General features: G+C 49.3%; 12 protein-coding genes, 13 tRNA genes, 2 rRNA genes and 1 riboswitch. Of the genes, 21 read left to right on the top strand and 6 right to left on the bottom strand.

Translation table 11 applies throughout. From position 1 onward, the window contains the following. The first annotated feature begins 71 nt into the window (after window positions 1–71). From ACEPST_RS10740 to ACEPST_RS10815, 16 genes are all read left to right on the top strand, one after another. Window positions 72–146: transfer RNA gene (locus ACEPST_RS10740), tRNA-Ile, on the top strand. 22 nt (window positions 147–168) lie between these two features. Then, window positions 169–241, top strand: a tRNA-Ala gene (locus tag ACEPST_RS10745). A gap of 171 nt (window positions 242–412) precedes the next feature. Then, a 23S ribosomal RNA gene (locus tag ACEPST_RS10750) occupies window positions 413–3,331 on the top strand. 74 nt (window positions 3,332–3,405) lie between these two features. Then, window positions 3,406–3,522: ribosomal RNA gene (gene rrf / locus ACEPST_RS10755) — 5S ribosomal RNA — on the top strand. 6 nt (window positions 3,523–3,528) lie between these two features. After that, window positions 3,529–3,601 (top strand) — tRNA-Asn (locus tag ACEPST_RS10760). 9 nt (window positions 3,602–3,610) lie between these two features. Continuing rightward, window positions 3,611–3,701, top strand: a tRNA-Ser gene (locus ACEPST_RS10765). A gap of 12 nt (window positions 3,702–3,713) precedes the next feature. Beyond that, window positions 3,714–3,786: transfer RNA gene (locus tag ACEPST_RS10770), tRNA-Glu, on the top strand. A gap of 5 nt (window positions 3,787–3,791) precedes the next feature. Further along, window positions 3,792–3,864: transfer RNA gene (locus ACEPST_RS10775), tRNA-Val, on the top strand. Window positions 3,865–3,889: 25 nt separating this feature from the next. Then, window positions 3,890–3,963: transfer RNA gene (locus tag ACEPST_RS10780), tRNA-Asp, on the top strand. 54 nt (window positions 3,964–4,017) lie between these two features. Continuing rightward, window positions 4,018–4,090: transfer RNA gene (locus ACEPST_RS10785), tRNA-Phe, on the top strand. A 5-nt stretch (window positions 4,091–4,095) separates the two neighbouring features. Further along, window positions 4,096–4,178 (top strand) — tRNA-Tyr (locus ACEPST_RS10790). 4 nt (window positions 4,179–4,182) lie between these two features. Next, a tRNA-Trp gene (locus ACEPST_RS10795) sits at window positions 4,183–4,253 on the top strand. Between the two features lie 14 nt (window positions 4,254–4,267). Next, window positions 4,268–4,340, top strand: a tRNA-His gene (locus tag ACEPST_RS10800). A gap of 58 nt (window positions 4,341–4,398) precedes the next feature. After that, a tRNA-Cys gene (locus ACEPST_RS10805) sits at window positions 4,399–4,469 on the top strand. A 31-nt stretch (window positions 4,470–4,500) separates the two neighbouring features. Then, window positions 4,501–4,585, top strand: a tRNA-Leu gene (locus ACEPST_RS10810). A gap of 154 nt (window positions 4,586–4,739) precedes the next feature. Beyond that, window positions 4,740–5,672, top strand: a complete 933-nt coding sequence (locus tag ACEPST_RS10815; protein WP_204121981.1) for a C40 family peptidase — start codon at window positions 4,740–4,742, stop codon at window positions 5,670–5,672. Between the two features lie 390 nt (window positions 5,673–6,062). Here ACEPST_RS10815 and ACEPST_RS10820 read toward each other — a convergent pair whose 3' ends face one another. Continuing rightward, the gene (locus tag ACEPST_RS10820) at window positions 6,063–6,635 is read right to left on the bottom strand and encodes a matrixin family metalloprotease (protein WP_203645846.1); all 573 of its coding nucleotides are present in this window, start codon (window positions 6,633–6,635) and stop codon (window positions 6,063–6,065) included. Window positions 6,636–7,025: 390 nt separating this feature from the next. Then, window positions 7,026–7,349 carry a heavy metal-binding domain-containing protein gene (locus ACEPST_RS10825; protein WP_203640171.1) on the bottom strand — a complete coding sequence of 108 codons (324 nt, stop codon included), beginning with the start codon at window positions 7,347–7,349 and terminating at the stop codon, window positions 7,026–7,028. 319 nt (window positions 7,350–7,668) lie between these two features. Between ACEPST_RS10825 and ACEPST_RS10830 the strand changes: the two genes are divergently transcribed. Continuing rightward, a complete protein-coding gene (locus ACEPST_RS10830; RefSeq protein ID WP_204121982.1) occupies window positions 7,669–8,277 on the top strand; it encodes a hypothetical protein in 609 nt (202 codons plus the stop codon). 89 nt (window positions 8,278–8,366) lie between these two features. Here ACEPST_RS10830 and ACEPST_RS10835 read toward each other — a convergent pair whose 3' ends face one another. Both ACEPST_RS10835 and ACEPST_RS10840 read right to left on the bottom strand, forming a co-directional pair. Then, entirely contained in the window at window positions 8,367–8,711 is a 345-nt protein-coding gene (locus ACEPST_RS10835; protein WP_204121983.1) for a hypothetical protein, read from the bottom strand. Window positions 8,712–8,836: 125 nt separating this feature from the next. Beyond that, window positions 8,837–9,544 (bottom strand): hypothetical protein, encoded by a 708-nt coding sequence (locus ACEPST_RS10840; protein ID WP_204121984.1) that lies wholly within the window; start codon window positions 9,542–9,544, stop codon window positions 8,837–8,839. A gap of 129 nt (window positions 9,545–9,673) precedes the next feature. Beyond that, window positions 9,674–9,793: riboswitch (SMK box riboswitch) on the top strand. Here ACEPST_RS10840 and metK point away from each other — a divergent pair. The 3 genes from metK (at window position 9,791) to ACEPST_RS10855 (ending at window position 13,067) form a co-directional block, all read left to right on the top strand. After that, window positions 9,791–10,978, top strand: a complete 1,188-nt coding sequence (metK, locus tag ACEPST_RS10845) for a methionine adenosyltransferase (RefSeq protein ID WP_204121985.1) — start codon at window positions 9,791–9,793, stop codon at window positions 10,976–10,978. It overlaps the preceding riboswitch by 3 nt. A 217-nt stretch (window positions 10,979–11,195) precedes the next feature. After that, window positions 11,196–12,677 carry an MDR family MFS transporter gene (locus tag ACEPST_RS10850; RefSeq protein ID WP_204121986.1) on the top strand — a complete coding sequence of 494 codons (1,482 nt, stop codon included), beginning with the start codon at window positions 11,196–11,198 and terminating at the stop codon, window positions 12,675–12,677. Window positions 12,678–12,743: 66 nt separating this feature from the next. Beyond that, window positions 12,744–13,067 carry a DUF960 domain-containing protein gene (locus tag ACEPST_RS10855; protein ID WP_125766184.1) on the top strand — a complete coding sequence of 108 codons (324 nt, stop codon included), beginning with the start codon at window positions 12,744–12,746 and terminating at the stop codon, window positions 13,065–13,067. A 795-nt stretch (window positions 13,068–13,862) separates the two neighbouring features. On the opposite strand, the gene ACEPST_RS10860 is transcribed toward ACEPST_RS10855, so the two are convergent. Continuing rightward, window positions 13,863–14,633: a Cof-type HAD-IIB family hydrolase gene (locus tag ACEPST_RS10860; RefSeq protein WP_204121987.1), complete on the bottom strand. Its 771-nt coding sequence runs from the start codon at window positions 14,631–14,633 to the stop codon at window positions 13,863–13,865. 153 nt (window positions 14,634–14,786) lie between these two features. Between ACEPST_RS10860 and ACEPST_RS10865 the strand changes: the two genes are divergently transcribed. Then, window positions 14,787–15,434, top strand: a complete 648-nt coding sequence (locus tag ACEPST_RS10865; RefSeq protein ID WP_125766186.1) for a deoxynucleoside kinase — start codon at window positions 14,787–14,789, stop codon at window positions 15,432–15,434. Window positions 15,435–15,861: 427 nt separating this feature from the next. Here ACEPST_RS10865 and pgmB read toward each other — a convergent pair whose 3' ends face one another. Then, window positions 15,862–16,533, bottom strand: a complete 672-nt coding sequence (pgmB, locus tag ACEPST_RS10870; RefSeq protein WP_204121988.1) for a beta-phosphoglucomutase — start codon at window positions 16,531–16,533, stop codon at window positions 15,862–15,864. Window positions 16,534–16,540: the final 7 nt, after the last annotated feature.

A 16,540-nucleotide genomic window follows, 5' to 3' on the forward strand; every position in this document is an offset into this window, starting at 1 on the left:
ACGGAGGCTACACATACTTTGTCGAAACAATGGTCAGTTTTGAGAGGCTTACCTCTCTACTGAATGATTTTGGGCGTATAGCTCAGCTGGTTTAGAGCGCACGCCTGATAAGCGTGAGGTCGATGGTTCGAGTCCATTTATGCCCATTGACCGCAAGGTCATCATTTTGGGGAATTAGCTCAGATGGGAGAGCACCTGCTTTGCAAGCAGGGGGTCAGCGGTTCGATCCCGCTATTCTCCATTGATGCGAAAGCATCAAGGAATTTGTTCTTTGAAAACTAGATATTATCAAATATTTTCTAATAATTATTTTTATTAATAATTAAACCGAGAACACTGCGAATTTTTTTGAGTTTTTAATTAGTTTTTATCGCTAATACTCAATTAATCAACGATTACGAAGTAATCGTTAGGTTAAGTTATGAAGGGCGCATGGTGGATGCCTTGGTACTAGGAGCCGATGAAGGACGGGACTAACACCGATATGCTTCGGGGAGCTGTACGTAAGCTTTGATCCGGAGATTTCCGAATGGGGAAACCCAGTAGTTTTAACCGACTATTACAATTCAGGGAATACATACTTGAATTGAGGCAGACGTGGGGAACTGAAACATCTAAGTACCCACAGGAATAGAAAGAAAAATCGATTCCCTAAGTAGCGGCGAGCGAACGGGGAATAGCCCAAACCAACAAGCTTGCTTGTTGGGGTTGTAGGACTGAACATTTGAGTTACCAAAGTCAATGATAATCGAAACGTCTGGGAAGGCGTGGCATAGCGGGTGATACCCCCGTAGATGAAATCGTTGACCCTCAGTTCAGGATCCTGAGTACGGCCACACACGTGAAACGTGGTCGGAAACCGGGAGGACCATCTCCCAAGGCTAAATACTCCCTAGTGACCGATAGTGAACCAGTACCGTGAGGGAAAGGTGAAAAGCACCGCGGAAGCGGAGTGAAATAGTTCCTGAAACCATGTGCCTACAATTAGTTAGAGCCCGTTAATGGGTGATAGCGTGCCTTTTGTAGAATGAACCGGCGAGTTACGTTAATTTGCAAGGTTAAGGTGTAAAGACCGGAGCCGTAGCGAAAGCGAGTCTGAAACGGGCGTTTCAGTAAATTGATGTAGACCCGAAACCAGGTGACCTATCCATGTCCAGGTTGAAGGTGCGGTAAAGCGCACTGGAGGACCGAACCCGTGTATGTTGAAAAATGCTGGGATGAGGTGTGGATAGCGGTGAAATTCCAAACGAACTTGGAGATAGCTGGTTCTCTCCGAAATAGCTTTAGGGTTAGCCTCGGAATTAAGAATCGTGGAGGTAGAGCCACTGTTTGGACTAGGGGCCCGTCATGGGTTACTGAATTCAGATAAACTCCGAATGCCACTGATTTATATCCGGGAGTCAGACGATGAGTGATAAGATCCACCGTCGAAAGGGGAACAGCCCAGACCATCAATTAAGGTCCCTAAATACATGCTGAGTGGAAAAGGATGTGGAGTTGCATAGACAGCTAGGATGTTGGCTCAGAAGCAGCTACCATTTAAAGAGTGCGTAATAGCTCACTAGCCGAGTGATCCTGCGCCGAAAATTTACCGGGGCTAAGCATGTTACCGAAATTATGGATGTGACCATTAGGTCACGTGATAGGAGAGCGTTCTAAGGGCAATGAAGCTAGATCGTAAGGACTAGTGGAGCGCTTAGAAGTGAGAATGCCGGTATGAGTAGCGAAAGATTAGTGAGAATCTGATCCACCGAATGACTAAGGTTTCCTGGGGAAGGCTCGTCCTCCCAGGGTTAGTCGGGACCTAAGCCGAGGCTGAGAAGCGTAGGCGATGGATAACAGGTTGATATTCCTGTACTAGTTAATTATGTTTGAACGATGGAGGGACGCAGCAGGCTATGGTATGCGCACGATTGGAAATGTGCGTTCAAGCGTCAAGTCTGGTGATGAGTTAAATGCTTATTGCTAAGGACAAGGCGTTACGAGGACCGAATTTTAGTAGGGAAGTGCCAGATGTCACACTGCCGAGAAAAGCTTCTAGTTAGTAATTAATTACCCGTACCGCAAACCGACACAGGTAGTCGAGGAGAGTATCCTAAGGTGAGCGAGTGAACTCTTGTTAAGGAACTCGGCAAAATGACCCCGTAACTTCGGGAGAAGGGGTGCTACACGCAAGTGTAGCCGCAGTGAAAAGGCCCAGGCGACTGTTTATCAAAAACACAGGTTTCTGCAAAATCGTAAGATGACGTATAGGGGCTGACGCCTGCCCGGTGCTGGAAGGTTAAGTGGATGAGTTAGCTTCGGCGAAGCCCAGAAATGAAGCCCCAGTAAACGGCGGCCGTAACTATAACGGTCCTAAGGTAGCGAAATTCCTTGTCGGGTAAGTTCCGACCCGCACGAAAGGCGTAACGATCTGGGCACTGTCTCAACAAGAGACTCGGTGAAATTATATTACCTGTGAAGATGCAGGTTACCCGCGACAGGACGGAAAGACCCCATGGAGCTTTACTGTAGCTTGATATTGGGTGTTGACACAGCTTGTACAGGATAGGTCGGAGCCGTAGAACTCGGAACGCTAGTTTCGAGTGAGGCGCTGGTGGGATACGACCCTCGCTGTGTGAACACTCTAACCCGCACCACTTATCGTGGTGGGAGACAGTGTCAGGTAGGCAGTTTGACTGGGGCGGTCGCCTCCTAAAAAGTAACGGAGGCGCCCAAAGGTTCTCTCAGAATGGTTGGAAATCATTCATTGAGTGTAAAGGCAGAAGAGAGCTTGACTGCGAGACAGACAGGTCGAGCAGGGACGAAAGTCGGGCTTAGTGATCCGGTGGTACCGTATGGAAGGGCCATCGCTCAACGGATAAAAGCTACCCTGGGGATAACAGGCTTATCTCCCCCAAGAGTCCACATCGACGGGGAGGTTTGGCACCTCGATGTCGGCTCATCGCATCCTGGGGCTGTAGTCGGTCCCAAGGGTTGGGCTGTTCGCCCATTAAAGCGGTACGCGAGCTGGGTTCAGAACGTCGTGAGACAGTTCGGTCCCTATCCGTCGCGGGCGTAGGAAATTTGAGAGGAGCTGTCCTTAGTACGAGAGGACCGGGATGGACATACCTCTGGTGTACCAGTTGTGCCGCCAGGCGCATCGCTGGGTAGCTATGTATGGATGAGATAAACGCTGAAAGCATCTAAGTGTGAAACTCGCCTCAAGATGAGATTTCCCATTCCTATATGGAAGTAAGACCCCTGAGAGATGATCAGGTAGATAGGCTGGAAGTGGCAGCGTTGTGAGACGTGAAGCGGACCAGTACTAATCGGTCGAGGACTTAACCAAGTTGAAAAACGTGGTGTTCTCAATAGAAAATAATTTGATGATATCTAGTTTTGAGAGAAGAAGTTCTTTCATAGTGTAGTGGCGATAGCCTGAAGGATACACCCGTTCCCATGCCGAACACGGAAGTTAAGCTTCAGCACGCCGATAGTAGTTGGGGGATCGCCCCCTGCGAGGATAGGACGTTGCTACGCGATTATTCCGGCATAGCTCAGTTGGTAGAGCACCTGACTGTTAATCAGGTTGTCGACGGTTCGAGCCCGCCTGCCGGAGCTTTATAATGGAGAGTTGTCCGAGTGGCTGAAGGAGCAGCATTGGAAATGCTGTAAACGGGTACTAACCTGTTTCGAGGGTTCGAATCCCTCACTCTCCGTTTAAATAGTATGACCCGTTGGTCAAGTGGTTTAAGACACCGCCCTTTCACGGCGGTAACATGGGTTCGAATCCCGTACGGGTCATTTTTGGAGGATTAGCTCAGTTGGGAGAGCGTCTGCCTTACAAGCAGAGGGTCACAGGTTCGAGCCCTGTATCCTCCATTAGATAGCATAACACTTTAATTATGGTCCGTTGGTCCAGTTGGTTAGGACGCCTCCCTGTCACGGAGGAGATCACGAGTTCGAGTCTCGTACGGACCGTTGTTATGTTATTAACAATTTAATACACAGCAAACATATATTACATGATGGTATGGCTCGGTAGCTCAGTTGGTAGAGCAATGGATTGAAGCTCCATGTGTCGGCGGTTCGATTCCGTCCCGCGCCATTCATGGTGGGGTAGCGAAGTCTGGCTAAACGCGGCGGACTGTAAATCCGCTCCTTCGGGTTCGGTGGTTCGAATCCACTCCCCACCATCATAGGGATATAGTTCAATGGTAGAACAACGGTCTCCAAAACCGTCGATGTGGGTTCAACTCCTACTATCCCTGTTTGTAATGTAATGGCGGTATTGGTGAAGTGGTTAACACACCGGATTGTGGTTCCGGCACGCGTGGGTTCGATTCCCACATACCGCCCTAGATTGGGGCATCTTGATTTATTCAGCTGGTCCAATCAGATTGGATAGGCGATTATGGTGGTATAGCCAAGTGGTAAGGCAGAGGTCTGCAAAACCTTCATCGTCGGTTCAAATCCGATTACCACCTTTGACTGGGTGTATCCAATCAGCATTTTTTTGCCGGAGTGGCGGAACTGGCAGACGCGCTGGACTCAAAATCCAGTGACCGTTGAGGTCGTGTGGGTTCGAACCCCACCTCCGGTATAAGAAGATTCATCTCGGGAGTCATCGCATTAGGCGATGGCTTTTTTTGTGCAGTTTTTAAGGTGTTTTACAAGGCATTCTCTGTTTGTTCCCACTTTTGATTGGCAATATCCTTAAACCTGAAGTCAAAATTCAGATGTTAGGGATGTTAGTTGTGCAAAAAAGATGGTGGCAAGTGGCCTTGGTCCTTGCAGGATGTTTCGTTGGCTGGCAGTTGGCTCAGGTGGGTGCTCAGGCGAGTTACAACTCTATGTTCGCCCGGGAAGGGTACTTCTCAACGCATGAGCGATTAGATGCGACCAAGACCTATGACCGGAAGATTAGCCGCTACAAGTCCGTTTACGTGACGCAAACAGCTAAGGGGAAAATTCGTAATGCGAGCTTGATGTTCTATGCTAAACCACAAGGTCAGCATTTTACGCATTATGCGAGTCACTGGATCAATGTCCGGACCTTACGCAATGGGAAACTTTATGCGTACAATGATCAGACTGTTTATGGCAACTACTTGGTTGCCTACCATGAGTTTGGTCGGGGACATGGGACGACAATCTATGCCGGTAAGCGGCCGGTGAAGCTGCATTACTCCAAGAAGGGTAATCTGCTCTTTACCTATCAGAAACAGACGCTGACAGTTCATTTAAATTCGGGTCAGGTAAATCTAAATGGCAAAGCAACGAGCGCTAAGGCTAACCGGACGTTTAAACGGGCTGTACCCACTAAGGGGAAGCGAACTAGTCGTCTGATTGCGGATGCTAAGCGTTATCTCGGGGTACCTTACCGGTATGCTGGTCGTGATGCCTTCGGTGGCTTAGATTGTGCCTCATTCGTTGATCAGGTCTATCTGGATGTTGAGCACCGTGATATTGGTGGCATGACTGGCGTGCAGCAGAAGTTAGGCAAGCACGTCGCCGTTCGGCATGCTAAGAAGGGTGATCTGTTGTTCTGGCAGATTGCTGGGCAGAAATATACGTATCACGTTGCCATGGCGATTGGGAAGGGCAAACTGATTGAAGAGGCTGGCAAGTCCGTACATGTCTCGAAGATTGCGAACCGGCACCCACAGTTTGCAATTCATATGAAGTAATTAGAGAAACCACGTCCGTGTCTGTTGGACGTGGTTTTTGCTGTTTGAAGGCAGACGGTGAATAAGCGTCAGTTCAGGGTTACATATAGATAGACAATTCTTATGCCGGAGGTGGGTTTCGAACCCACATGACCACTGGGGGTTAGATTAAATACCTTATCCGCAGGGGGTAATTAAACTATTGGTGAGTGTGAAGCAGATAAACGAAATAAGCGGGCTAAGATTGCGTGTTGGCAATCTTGGCTCGCTTTTCGTCTGCGGATTAAGCTGGGAGCGTAGGGCGCTTAGACGGGCGCCTAGTGCCCAAATTTTAGGCAAAAGAAAAACCCTAGCTGGACCGGCGGCTAGGGTTTTGCAGGTATTCGTCAATGTTGAGATAGTTGCGAATGATTAATCGTTGTAAGCGTCTTGTAAACCGACCTTGTCTTGGTGGTCGATGGAGGCGTAACGATCGGAAGCGTACATCACGCTGGCCTTGCTAGCAGAGTGACTTAAGCCAAGTGCATGGCCAATTTCGTGGGTAGCCACGTTCGTCCGTTGGTTCTTGGTGTAACCGTACTTGGTTAATAGGCTACGGTTCAAAGTGGACTTAGCGGAAACGATTTTGTTATCGTCGTTACCCTTGTTTAAGTAAGAGTAGTTGGTGTAACCGGCTAACTTGCCGCTCTTAGTGCTTAAGGATTGGGAAGAGGTCAAGGTGATGTCGGCCTTTTCGTCGCCCTTAGCGGCTTTTAATTGAACAACGCCAACTTTGTTCCAACGCTTAACGGCGTTCTTCCAAACACTCTTGTAGTAAGAAGACGTGTTGCTCGTTTTGTATGTAATAGTGGTTTGGTCCCAACTGCCCCAAGAAGGTGTTGGTTCGCTGGTAGCTGCGGCGAAGATGGTTGAGCTGCAAGTGGCTAAGGTAACAACCAGAGTGGCGATGACTAAGACGGTCCATTTAACAATTTTCTTTAACATTTTGAATACCTGCTTTCTTTTAAATCCGAATGATTTGCATTTCAATTGCTTACTATCTTATTGACTATGGTTAGTATAGAACGAGAACGAAAAGAGTTGGACGGACACATCTGGTGGGGTGGACAGTTTCTAGGGGACAATATTGTTGATGTGGCTAGGACTTGTACCATTTAGGCGATTGTGTGGGGATAAATGGTTACACAATGGGCTTTGTGGCCACAAAGCCCACTGCGATTTGGTTGGTCATTGACCGAATTGCGCGCAAAAAAAGAGCCCGGTAGAAGCAATCGTTTTCAACGACTGTTCTACCGGGCTTTGTTGGATATCTCAACAAAAATATGGAAGTGTAACGAACATTGCGTACAAGATAACCGTTATACTAGTCAGAAATCACAAATATTTGACCGCCGTGCCGTATGCGGCGACTGATTGCATATCGGTGCCAATGGACCCAGAATCAAACCGCATCATGACCACAGCATCTGCCCCCATGTTGGCGGCATTTTGCTTTAACCGATCAACCGCGACGTTCCGTGCTTCGTCCAACATCTTCGTGTAGTCCTTGATTTCACCACCGACCACGTTCTTCAGGGATGCCCCAATGTTACGAATCACGTTCTTGGACTGCGTGGTTAACCCAAAGACTTCGCCGATGACCTGGTACTCCTGGCCAGGGATGCGTTCCGTTGTTGTAACTAAAATATCTGCCATGATAAATTCCTCCTCTGTGACTGCTCTCACTATACCTAGCGGGGGACGAAAAGGCAAGGTCGATTGCTTGGATGATCTAGATTGTGGTTTGTGAGAATCAACAACTAGGTCCGGGTAAACGTGAAATAGTTAAAAACGACTGGACTCACTGGTACGACTAGTGTTTAGACTGTTTTTTATTAAATGACAAGTCAAATTTCGAAGGATTTAGCTGAAATTACGGCTTATTAATAATAAAGACTGTTAATCTGGAAACGCACGTGTTACATTAATAGGCGTGGAAGGCCTGTAACTAAAGGTACCACCAGGAGGAACAATAGTTATGGAAATGTTCAAGACGGAAGATGAGTCACAGGCGTACCAAGAAGTACGTGACCTCGTTAATTCCGAATTATATCGGTCGTTGGAAGGCGATGAACGTGATGCGGTTGAACATTTCTTTGAAATACAGCACGCTTACCATGCAATTTCCAGGCAAGTCGAAAAAACCTTGCATGTTTCCCTAGCCTTTTATCAACAGAATCACCTGTTCTATATTGATATCAGCGACCTAACCCACTACCGCATGGATTTCCTGAGCACGACGGGGCGGTTCCTCCGAGACGCGGTCGATGCGACCTACCAGTTAGAAATTTGGGACCGTGAGTCTCACAGAAAGCACGCCTATTCTGGCGACGAACTGACGCGGATGGATTGCGAAGACCTTAAAAAGGGGACCGTCGTGGAGACGTTGACGTATGGTCGCTTGGATTGCCGGATTCGGCGGACATTTTCACTGCAAAACGGCCACCTCTTCTGGGACAAGGAACAGTTCTACGTGGCGGGCAAGCCGGTTGAGCTGACCGATGGCCTCATGACGTTGCAGAAACGCTTGGAAGAGGAAACGGTTTGGTTTAGTCAAAAATTATTCAGAATTCGCGACTTTACCTGAGTATCAGAGCTCTGGAGAAACTTCCAGGCGCTTACATAGTAGTAGAAAGGCAACAAAAAATGCCCAATCACAAGTTGTGGTTGGACAGGTTAATTGGCGGTCGAGTGTAGTGACAAACGATTGGTGAGTGCTTGCTGTGTCGCCGTGATTTGGCCCCGTAAGAGGTCCTTATGGGCGACGGCAATCACATTGTTCAGGCCCCGGAGATGCGTGGTGACGGCTAGGATGTGGTCGTCAACCAGGTAGATGGGCTCCGGCGCAATCGTGAGGTCCCAATGGTGTTCTGCGTGCACGGTAGTTTGGGGCAGTCCCAAAGCCACCGCTAAGTTTTGACAAAAGTGATCAATCAGAGCTGCATCCACGATTCGGTTGCCAGTGAGGGCGGGTTGAAACTTGCCACTCAGGATGTCGCCAATCACTTTGATTTCCGTCATTTTGGTTCCTCCATTACTAGATGATGCCTCATTCTAGCACGGTTTAATCGGCAAACGGTAGTGTGTTTGCTTGGGTTTAGCGAAACTTTAAAACTCTGTGGCTAAACAGTCAAGCTAACAAATAGTTAACGAAGAATCAAAATGCCGGCGAGCAACTGACATAGTCCCGAGAAGACCAGCCGGTAACGTACGCTGAGGCGGGGCTGCAGCCACCAATGGGCAGCCACGATGAGGATGAGGGGGATTAGGCGCCAGGTGAAGCCGAGAACCACTAGTGAGAGCACAAAAATTACCGGTGTAATCAGGGTCAACCGCCAATCCCGTTCGCCCGTTAAATAATAAGGTTCGAAGAAGGTCAGGTAACTGGCCATCAGGGGAATCAGCGGGGTTAAGAATTGGACGGCGAGGTAGTGGTTACGCAGGAAGAAGAGCAAGACGGGCACCCCGTAGCCGGCCAAGACACTGAAGACAATCAGGCCGTATGTCGATTGCAGGCCCAACTGGGGGATGCAGGCAAGGACTAGGAAGACGCACAACAAGAGAGCGAAGGCCTGGACCAAGTGATCGTTGGGTGCCGCTAAGATGCCGAGAGTTGCCGCGGCGACCACCAGAATCGGGCCGATGTGTGACTGAAAGTGGCGTTTCAATAATAGGAAGATACCCGCAGCAACTAGGATACCGTAGCCGGCAAGATAGAGCTTAACGTCCGTGCCCAAAGGCGTGCCCGTGCTGGTGGTCGCGCCGGCTAACCACCAAAGAATATTTTGACAAATTGTGAAGCAGAACAGCTGTTGGACCGTTCGGTTTTTGAAGAAGGCCATGAGAGTGGTCATGGAATCGCTCCGTTTCGACTGGTTATAGTATTGCCTTTTATCTTAGTGATAAATGGGCCGTTGGTCAACGATTGTTTACGGATTTTTTGGCGGCTTCCTTTTAAGTCGGCCGGATTTGTGTTAAAATTCTTGAGTTATGAGTCAATTCCCGATAGGATTCACGGACCTTGTGAAGCTGCCTTGTAACCGAATGGCGTCGAGATTATCGGTCAACTCGCCGTCAACACTATCTAGGGGGAATATCCATTGCAAGAAAGACATTTATTTACTTCGGAATCCGTTTCTGAGGGTCATCCCGACAAAATCGCCGATCAAATCAGTGACGCTATCTTAGATGCGATGCTGCAACAAGATCCAGATTCACGGGTTGCCTGCGAAACGTCCGTCACGACTGGCCTCGTCCTGGTCTTTGGTGAAATCTCAACCAAGGCCTACGTTGATATCCAAAAGGTGGTTCGCCAAACCATCAAGGAAATCGGCTACACGGACGGTCAATACGGGTTTGACGGCGATAACTGTGCCGTCCTCGTGGCCATCGATGAACAATCACCTGACATTGCGCAAGGGGTCGATGACTCTTTGGAAACGCGTGAAGGTGACGAAGATCCATTAGACAAGATTGGTGCCGGTGACCAGGGGTTAATGTTCGGCTATGCCGTTAACGAAACCCCTGAATTAATGCCTTTACCAATTGAACTGAGTCATGCGTTGATGCGGCGGATTGCCATGCTGCGGAAGACCAACGTCATTGACTACCTGCGGCCAGATGCCAAGGCTGAAGTGACGGTTGAATACGATGATAACGAACGCCCATTGCGGGTCGACACCGTTGTGCTGAGTACCCAACACGATCCTGACGTGACCTTGGATCAGATTCGCCAAGACGTTATCGACCAAGTCATCAAGCCAGTGATTCCAGCTGAGTTGTTGGATGACAAGACGAAGTACTTCATCAACCCAACCGGTCGTTTCGTTATCGGGGGTCCTCAAGGCGATGCCGGGTTGACGGGTCGGAAGATCATCGTTGATACCTATGGTGGGGCTGCTCATCATGGTGGTGGGGCTTTCTCTGGGAAGGATGCCACCAAGGTTGACCGTTCAGCTAGTTACGCTGCACGGTACATTGCCAAGAACATCGTGGCTGCTGACTTAGCGACTAAGTGTGAAGTCCAGATTGCCTACGCCATTGGGGTAGCGGAACCCGTTTCCGTTTACATCAACACGTTTGGCACCGGGACCGTCGCTGAAAGCAAGTTGAACGCTGCGGTGCGTGACTTGTTTGACCTGCGTCCAGCCGGTATCATTCAGATGCTTGACTTGAAGCGGCCAATCTACAAGCAAACCGCTGCGTACGGTCACTTTGGTCGGACGGACATTGACTTGCCATGGGAACACCTTGACAAGGTCGACGCCTTGAAGGCTGCCGTTAAATAAACCACTGAAGGGTCTAGGATAACTTCCTAGGCTCTTTTTTTGCGCAAATTTATGGGTGGCCAGTACCTGAGCTTTTTCGTTATTTTGAGTCGTGCCCCTTGTATTTTCAAGACGAACCCGCGATAATTGGTGTATTACTGAAAAATCAGAAATTGGGCAGTAGCAGCAATTGGCTACGTAAAACCGTTGGTGGTGGGGCCAGCGTTAGGAGGAAATTATGAATAAGAAACAAACGAACGTTGCCGTTGTGACGGGGGCTGTCTTCGTGGCAACCTTCATGTCCGCCATTGAGGGGACCATCGTCTCCACCGCAATGCCCACCATTGTCGGTGATCTACACGGGGTAGCCCTGATGAACTGGGTCTTCTCGATTTTCCTGTTGACCAGTGCACTGGCGACGCCCATCTATGGCAAATTGGCCGATACGGTTGGCCGAAAATTGGTGTTCCTGGTCGGCCTGTTTATCTTTGTCCTGGGCTCAACGCTGTCGGGGATGTCCCACAGCATGGAAACGCTGATTGCCTGGCGCGCCTTACAGGGTATCGGGGCCGGGGCGATTATGCCCGTCTCCTTTACGATTCTAGCCGATATCTATCCCGTCGAACAACGGGCCCGGGTGATGGGCTTAAACGGCTCAGCGTGGGGCATAGCGGCCGTGGTAGCACCCCTGTTGGGTGGGTTCATCGTTGACCAGTTGAGTTGGCACTGGATTTTCTTCATTAACATCCCAATCGGTATCATCACCATGGGACTTATTTGGTTCTACTTAAATGAATCGACCGAACGCAAGGCCTTCTCAATGGATTGGTTTGGCTCACTCTGGCTGTCCGTTGGCTTGTTAGCGATGATGCTGACGTTCCAGCTGTTAGGTGAGGGTGAAATCAACGTTCTGTGGGTCATCACCGGTTTTGTGGTAGCTGTCGTGGCCTTCTGGTTGTTTATTCGCCAGGAAAAACGCACGGCCGACCCACTGATTCCCATGACACTGTTTGCCAATCGGACCTTTGTCATCCAAAACCTGATTGCGGCCCTGTTGAGTGGCTTTATCATGGGCTTTGAAGTGTATCTGCCAACCTGGACCCAAGGGCTGTTAGGCCTGTTGGCGTCCCAAGCCGGGTTTGCCATCACACCCAGTTCACTGATGTGGATTGTGGGGTCATTTATTGCGGGTAAACTCTTATTGAACCGTTCCCCATATAACATTGTTAATATTGCGTTGACGCTGGTCCTGATTGGGGCGGTCACCATGGCCCTGATTCCAGCCAGCACGCCATTCTGGTGTTTCTTCGTGATTGCCGCCATCTGTGGGACCGGCTTTGGGATTACCATTACCACCACGACCGTCACGGTGCAAAGTAAAGTGGCCGTCGACGAAGTGGGGGTCGCAACCTCATTTAACACGCTGTCTCGGACGCTGGGTCAGACCATCATGGTTTCCGTCTTCGGGATCATCATGAACCTGGAAATGGCGCGTGGGGTGGCGAGTCATCCCGGCACGACCATGGGGATGATGAACAAGTTAATTAACCCGCAAACGGCCAAGGAGTTGCCAGCGCACCTACTGCCAACGCTTCATGGTATCTTGTACCAAGGCCTCCACGTAATCTTTATCGCGGGTGCCATTCTGATTCTCGTGTCCTTTGCCGTGAACTTTTTCGACCGCAAAGATACGGAACAGGTCACCGGTCACCAGGGGTAATTAGTCCCGTTTTTAATTAATTTACGGTATAATAATGCTAAACGACCAAAAAGTGGAGGCGATAAGATGTTTGAAAGTAATCACGCGCGGTATGCCAGTTATGGCACAGTTGCGGCCTTGCCAGGCGATATGATCGACGCTGTCTGGCAGATTATTGATCACGACCTCCAGGGGTTGTTTCCGTTAGATAATCTGTTAACGTTTAGACTGCACAATAATCAGGGCAACACGACCTTTGAGTACGTCCAAACGGATGATGACGATGTCACGTTGCGGGCGGGGTTCGACACGCAGTTTGGCTATACGCCGGAGTTGCCGGAGACGGTTCTGGCTTACGATGACGGCGACAGCCAAATCATTCTGTTACCATCCGAAACAAACGAACATTAGGTTAAACTAGTCGTTGTCAGCGCCTCCGGGCTGGTGAAAATGGGCCGTGGCGCTGTGGGCGCACGCCCGGAGCCGTAAGGCGGTCTCCGGGCTTACTTTGAGCCGAAGTTCACGTCTCAAAGATATCAGTTACCTAAGCGGGGAACCCGCTAAGGTAACTCCCACGGCTGAGCCCATTTTCACCAGCCCTGCGGCTGACACGGGTTTGGCCCGCTTAATGTTCGTTCGGTATTCGTTGGATTTCGCCATTTAGTTGGTGAATTGGTAAAAAATGTTATAAATGTATATCGAATTTTCATTGAATCTGCGGTGTTTGTACGCAGATTCTTTTTGTTGCCCAGTGAAATTGGCTTAGTCGCGTCCGTTCCCGGCGGCGAGCTCAAGGTGCCCTGCTGTGGGGCCGGTTCCAGCCGAAGGGCGGGCTTCCGCCTCAACTTTGAGCCAAAAAGCGGTCTCAAAGGTTGTCCTGTGAACTAGGCTGGAAAAGAACTCCAGCCAAGGTCACCGACACAGCCGGGCACCTTGGCTCGCCTCTGGTCACTCCCACGACCGTCCCGGTTTTCCCAGCCCTGCGGCTGACACGGGTTTAGCCCGCGTAATGTTCGTTGATTTTTCGTTGGTTCCGTCAGTTAGTTGGCGGCTTGGTTGGACTGTCATAAATGTCTATCGAATTTTCATTGAATCTGTGGTATTTGTACACAGATTCTTTTTTTTGCTCTTGAAGAGGGAAAATGACGAACAAAAACACCAGCACATGTCGGTTGGCCGACGGTGCTGGTGAGGAGTTAAATCGTATTATTGAATTAAACCAAAGTGACGTAGGCCGTGGACGATGCCGTCCGTGGTGTTGCTGGTGGTGACGTAGGCCGCCTTGGCCTTTGCTTCGGGGACGCCGTTGCCCATGGAGATGGGGACGTCGACCTCGTCGAACATTTGCAGGTCGTTGTAGCCGTCGCCAAACGCGTACGTTTTAACGCCCTGTAAGCCAGCCTCGGTGATCAGTTGTTGAATCCCGGATTGCTTGCTGACACCGTGGACCATGGTGTCTAGGCAGCGGGGATTGTTCCGAACCAGGTCGAGCTGGTTGGCAAATTTTTCTTGATACGCCTGATCCTTATCGCGGTTAAAGACGTTAATGAAGTTAATGTCTTGGTGTTGGTACCAATCGGCGTCGACGACTGGATTCAGTCGTAACAACTGAAAGTTTTCAACCGTGTCCGCGTTGGCCTGGCTCAACCGAAAGCCTTGGTTGGTGTAGTAGGCCAGGGGGTCACCCTGAGATTTGGCAAATTCTGTGATGGCCGTTAATGTCGGCTGGTCAATGACCGAAGCCGTCAAACGCTTGCCTTCGAATTGGACGTAACTCCCGTTGGCACCAACGACGGAATCAATTCCGGTGGCGTCCAACACATATTGAATCTCAAAAATGTTTCTTCCTGTCGCAATAACTGGTAAAATATGATGTTGTTGCATTTCGTGAATGGCAGCGATACTTGCCGGCAAAACATTCTTGTGATCGTCAAATAACGTGCTATCCAAGTCAAAAAAGACGATTGCTTGATACATATTTAGCCTCCTAAATGCTGATTCTCTACGGTTCTATTATACAGCAAGAGCCAAAGTTAGCGAAATGAGGGAAATTTTTTTGCCGCATAAATGTAGTAGTCGCCATTTTTATGTTACACTATATCTTGTATTTTTAATTAAAGAGGGGCTATCATGGTGATAATTACAGCTGGAATGATCGGTGTCGGTAAAACGACCCTTACTGGAAAGATTGCGTCGCACTTGGAAACTCAAGCATTTTTTGAACCGGTTGGTGATAACCCGGTTTTACCACTTTACTACCGGGATCCAAAGCAATACGGATTTTTATTGCAAATTTACTTTTTAAACAAACGGTTTAGCATGATTAAGCGGGCCCTAGCCGACGATAACAACGTCCTGGACCGTTCCATCTACGAAGATGCCCTGTTTACGCGGGAAAACAATGCGGAAGGCAACATCACGGATACTGAGCTCGAAGTTTACTTAAACTTGCTCGACAACATGATGAATGAACTGAGCGAATTGCCAAAGAAGGCCCCAGATCTGTTGGTCTACGCCGACGCTGACTTCGATACGATTTTACACCGGATCAAGAAGCGTGGTCGTGACTACGAACAATTCGATGACAACCCAGAGTTGGAATCTTATTACAAGAAGATGTGGACCGCTTACCAAGGCTGGTTCGCCGACTACGATGTTAGTCCTAAGATCAAAATTGACTTACAAAAATATGACTTGGACGTTCCGGGCAATACGGAATTAGTTCTGGGCCAAATCGATGACGCCTTGAAGGAAATTCGGAGCGACGCCACGGTTTAATGATTAATTGAACGCAATGCCAACTCGTTAGGAGTGGGCGTTGTGTTTTTTTTCGTCGTAAAATTGCGGGTAATAAAAAATCCAATCATCCGTAATGAAAGGGGATGATTGGATCTGAGTTTCTAGTATTAACGTATCACTAGTTATTTTACTGATTGCCAGAGTTCTTAGCAACAAAAACAACCAAGTCTCAAATGTATCTAGGACTAGTGAAAGAGAACTGGCAAGGTCAGTGTGAGTGACCAGAGGCGGATCAACCTGACCAGCTGTGTCGGTGGTCTAAACTGAGTGATTTGCTCAGTTTAGACCATGGGACAACCTTTGAGACCGTTTCTCAGGCTCAAAGTTGAGGTGGAAGACCGAACTTTGTCTGGAACCGGCCCCACAGCAGGGCAGGTTGAATCCGCCGCCGGGAACGGCAGTGACTTTAGCCCAGCTTCTTTTCAATGTTGGCTAAGGTGACTTCTGCCGTGTCCGCGAAGACCATGTCAGCGGCACCCAATTCAGTTGAATCACCAATACCCAGTGAAACTTCGCCGGCAGCGTTGATGGCTTGGACCCCAGCAGCGGCGTCTTCAACCCCGATACACTGGTTGGCTGGCAAGTTCAGTAATTCCGCACCCTTGGTGTAGATTTCTGGGTCTGGCTTGCCGTGGATCAAGCTGGCTGGGTCAACGATCTTAGGGAAGTAGTCGGCCAGTTCCAATTTGCCCAAGACACGAGGGGCGTTCTTGGAGGCAGAGGCTAAGGAAAGTTGGTAGCCCTTAGCGCGTAAGTCATCCAGGAAGGCCTTCATGCCGGGCAAAATGTTAGCGGGCGTCATCTTGTCCACTTCGGCCACGTAGTTCGTGTTCTTTTGGGCGGCCAATTTTTCCTTTTCGGCTTCGGTGTAGTCATTTTCCTTGCCACCGGCCTTTAAAATCATTTCCAGGGAATCCATCCGGCTAATGCCCTTTAAGCCGTTGCCCAGTTCTTCGCTCCAAGCAACGCCCAGTGAGTCGGCGAGTTGGTGCCAAGCGGTCCCGTGCAAGATGGAGGTGTCGGTGATGACACCATCGAGGTCAAAGACGAATCCTTTAATATCAGCAAACTTTGTCATGAAAAAA

Source organism: Levilactobacillus sp. FUA 3915, from assembly GCF_044053135.1.
In the GTDB taxonomy this organism is placed as follows: Bacteria; Bacillota; Bacilli; order Lactobacillales; family Lactobacillaceae; genus Levilactobacillus; species Levilactobacillus lanxiensis.

Bases quoted from the DNA above. Each gene is read 5' to 3' on its own strand.
- ACEPST_RS10820 (WP_203645846.1), bottom strand. From the start codon at position 6,635: ATGTTAAAGAAAATTGTTAAATGGACCGTCTTAGTCATCGCCACTCTG.
- ACEPST_RS10830 (WP_204121982.1), top strand. From the start codon at position 7,669: ATGGAAATGTTCAAGACGGAAGATGAGTCACAGGCGTACCAAGAAGTA.
- ACEPST_RS10835 (WP_204121983.1), bottom strand. From the start codon at position 8,711: ATGACGGAAATCAAAGTGATTGGCGACATCCTGAGTGGCAAGTTTCAA.
- ACEPST_RS10840 (WP_204121984.1), bottom strand. From the start codon at position 9,544: ATGACCACTCTCATGGCCTTCTTCAAAAACCGAACGGTCCAACAGCTG.
- ACEPST_RS10850 (WP_204121986.1), top strand. From the start codon at position 11,196: ATGAATAAGAAACAAACGAACGTTGCCGTTGTGACGGGGGCTGTCTTC.
- ACEPST_RS10855 (WP_125766184.1), top strand. From the start codon at position 12,744: ATGTTTGAAAGTAATCACGCGCGGTATGCCAGTTATGGCACAGTTGCG.
- ACEPST_RS10860 (WP_204121987.1), bottom strand. From the start codon at position 14,633: ATGTATCAAGCAATCGTCTTTTTTGACTTGGATAGCACGTTATTTGAC.
- ACEPST_RS10865 (WP_125766186.1), top strand. From the start codon at position 14,787: ATGGTGATAATTACAGCTGGAATGATCGGTGTCGGTAAAACGACCCTT.
- pgmB (WP_204121988.1), bottom strand. From the start codon at position 16,533: ATGACAAAGTTTGCTGATATTAAAGGATTCGTCTTTGACCTCGATGGT.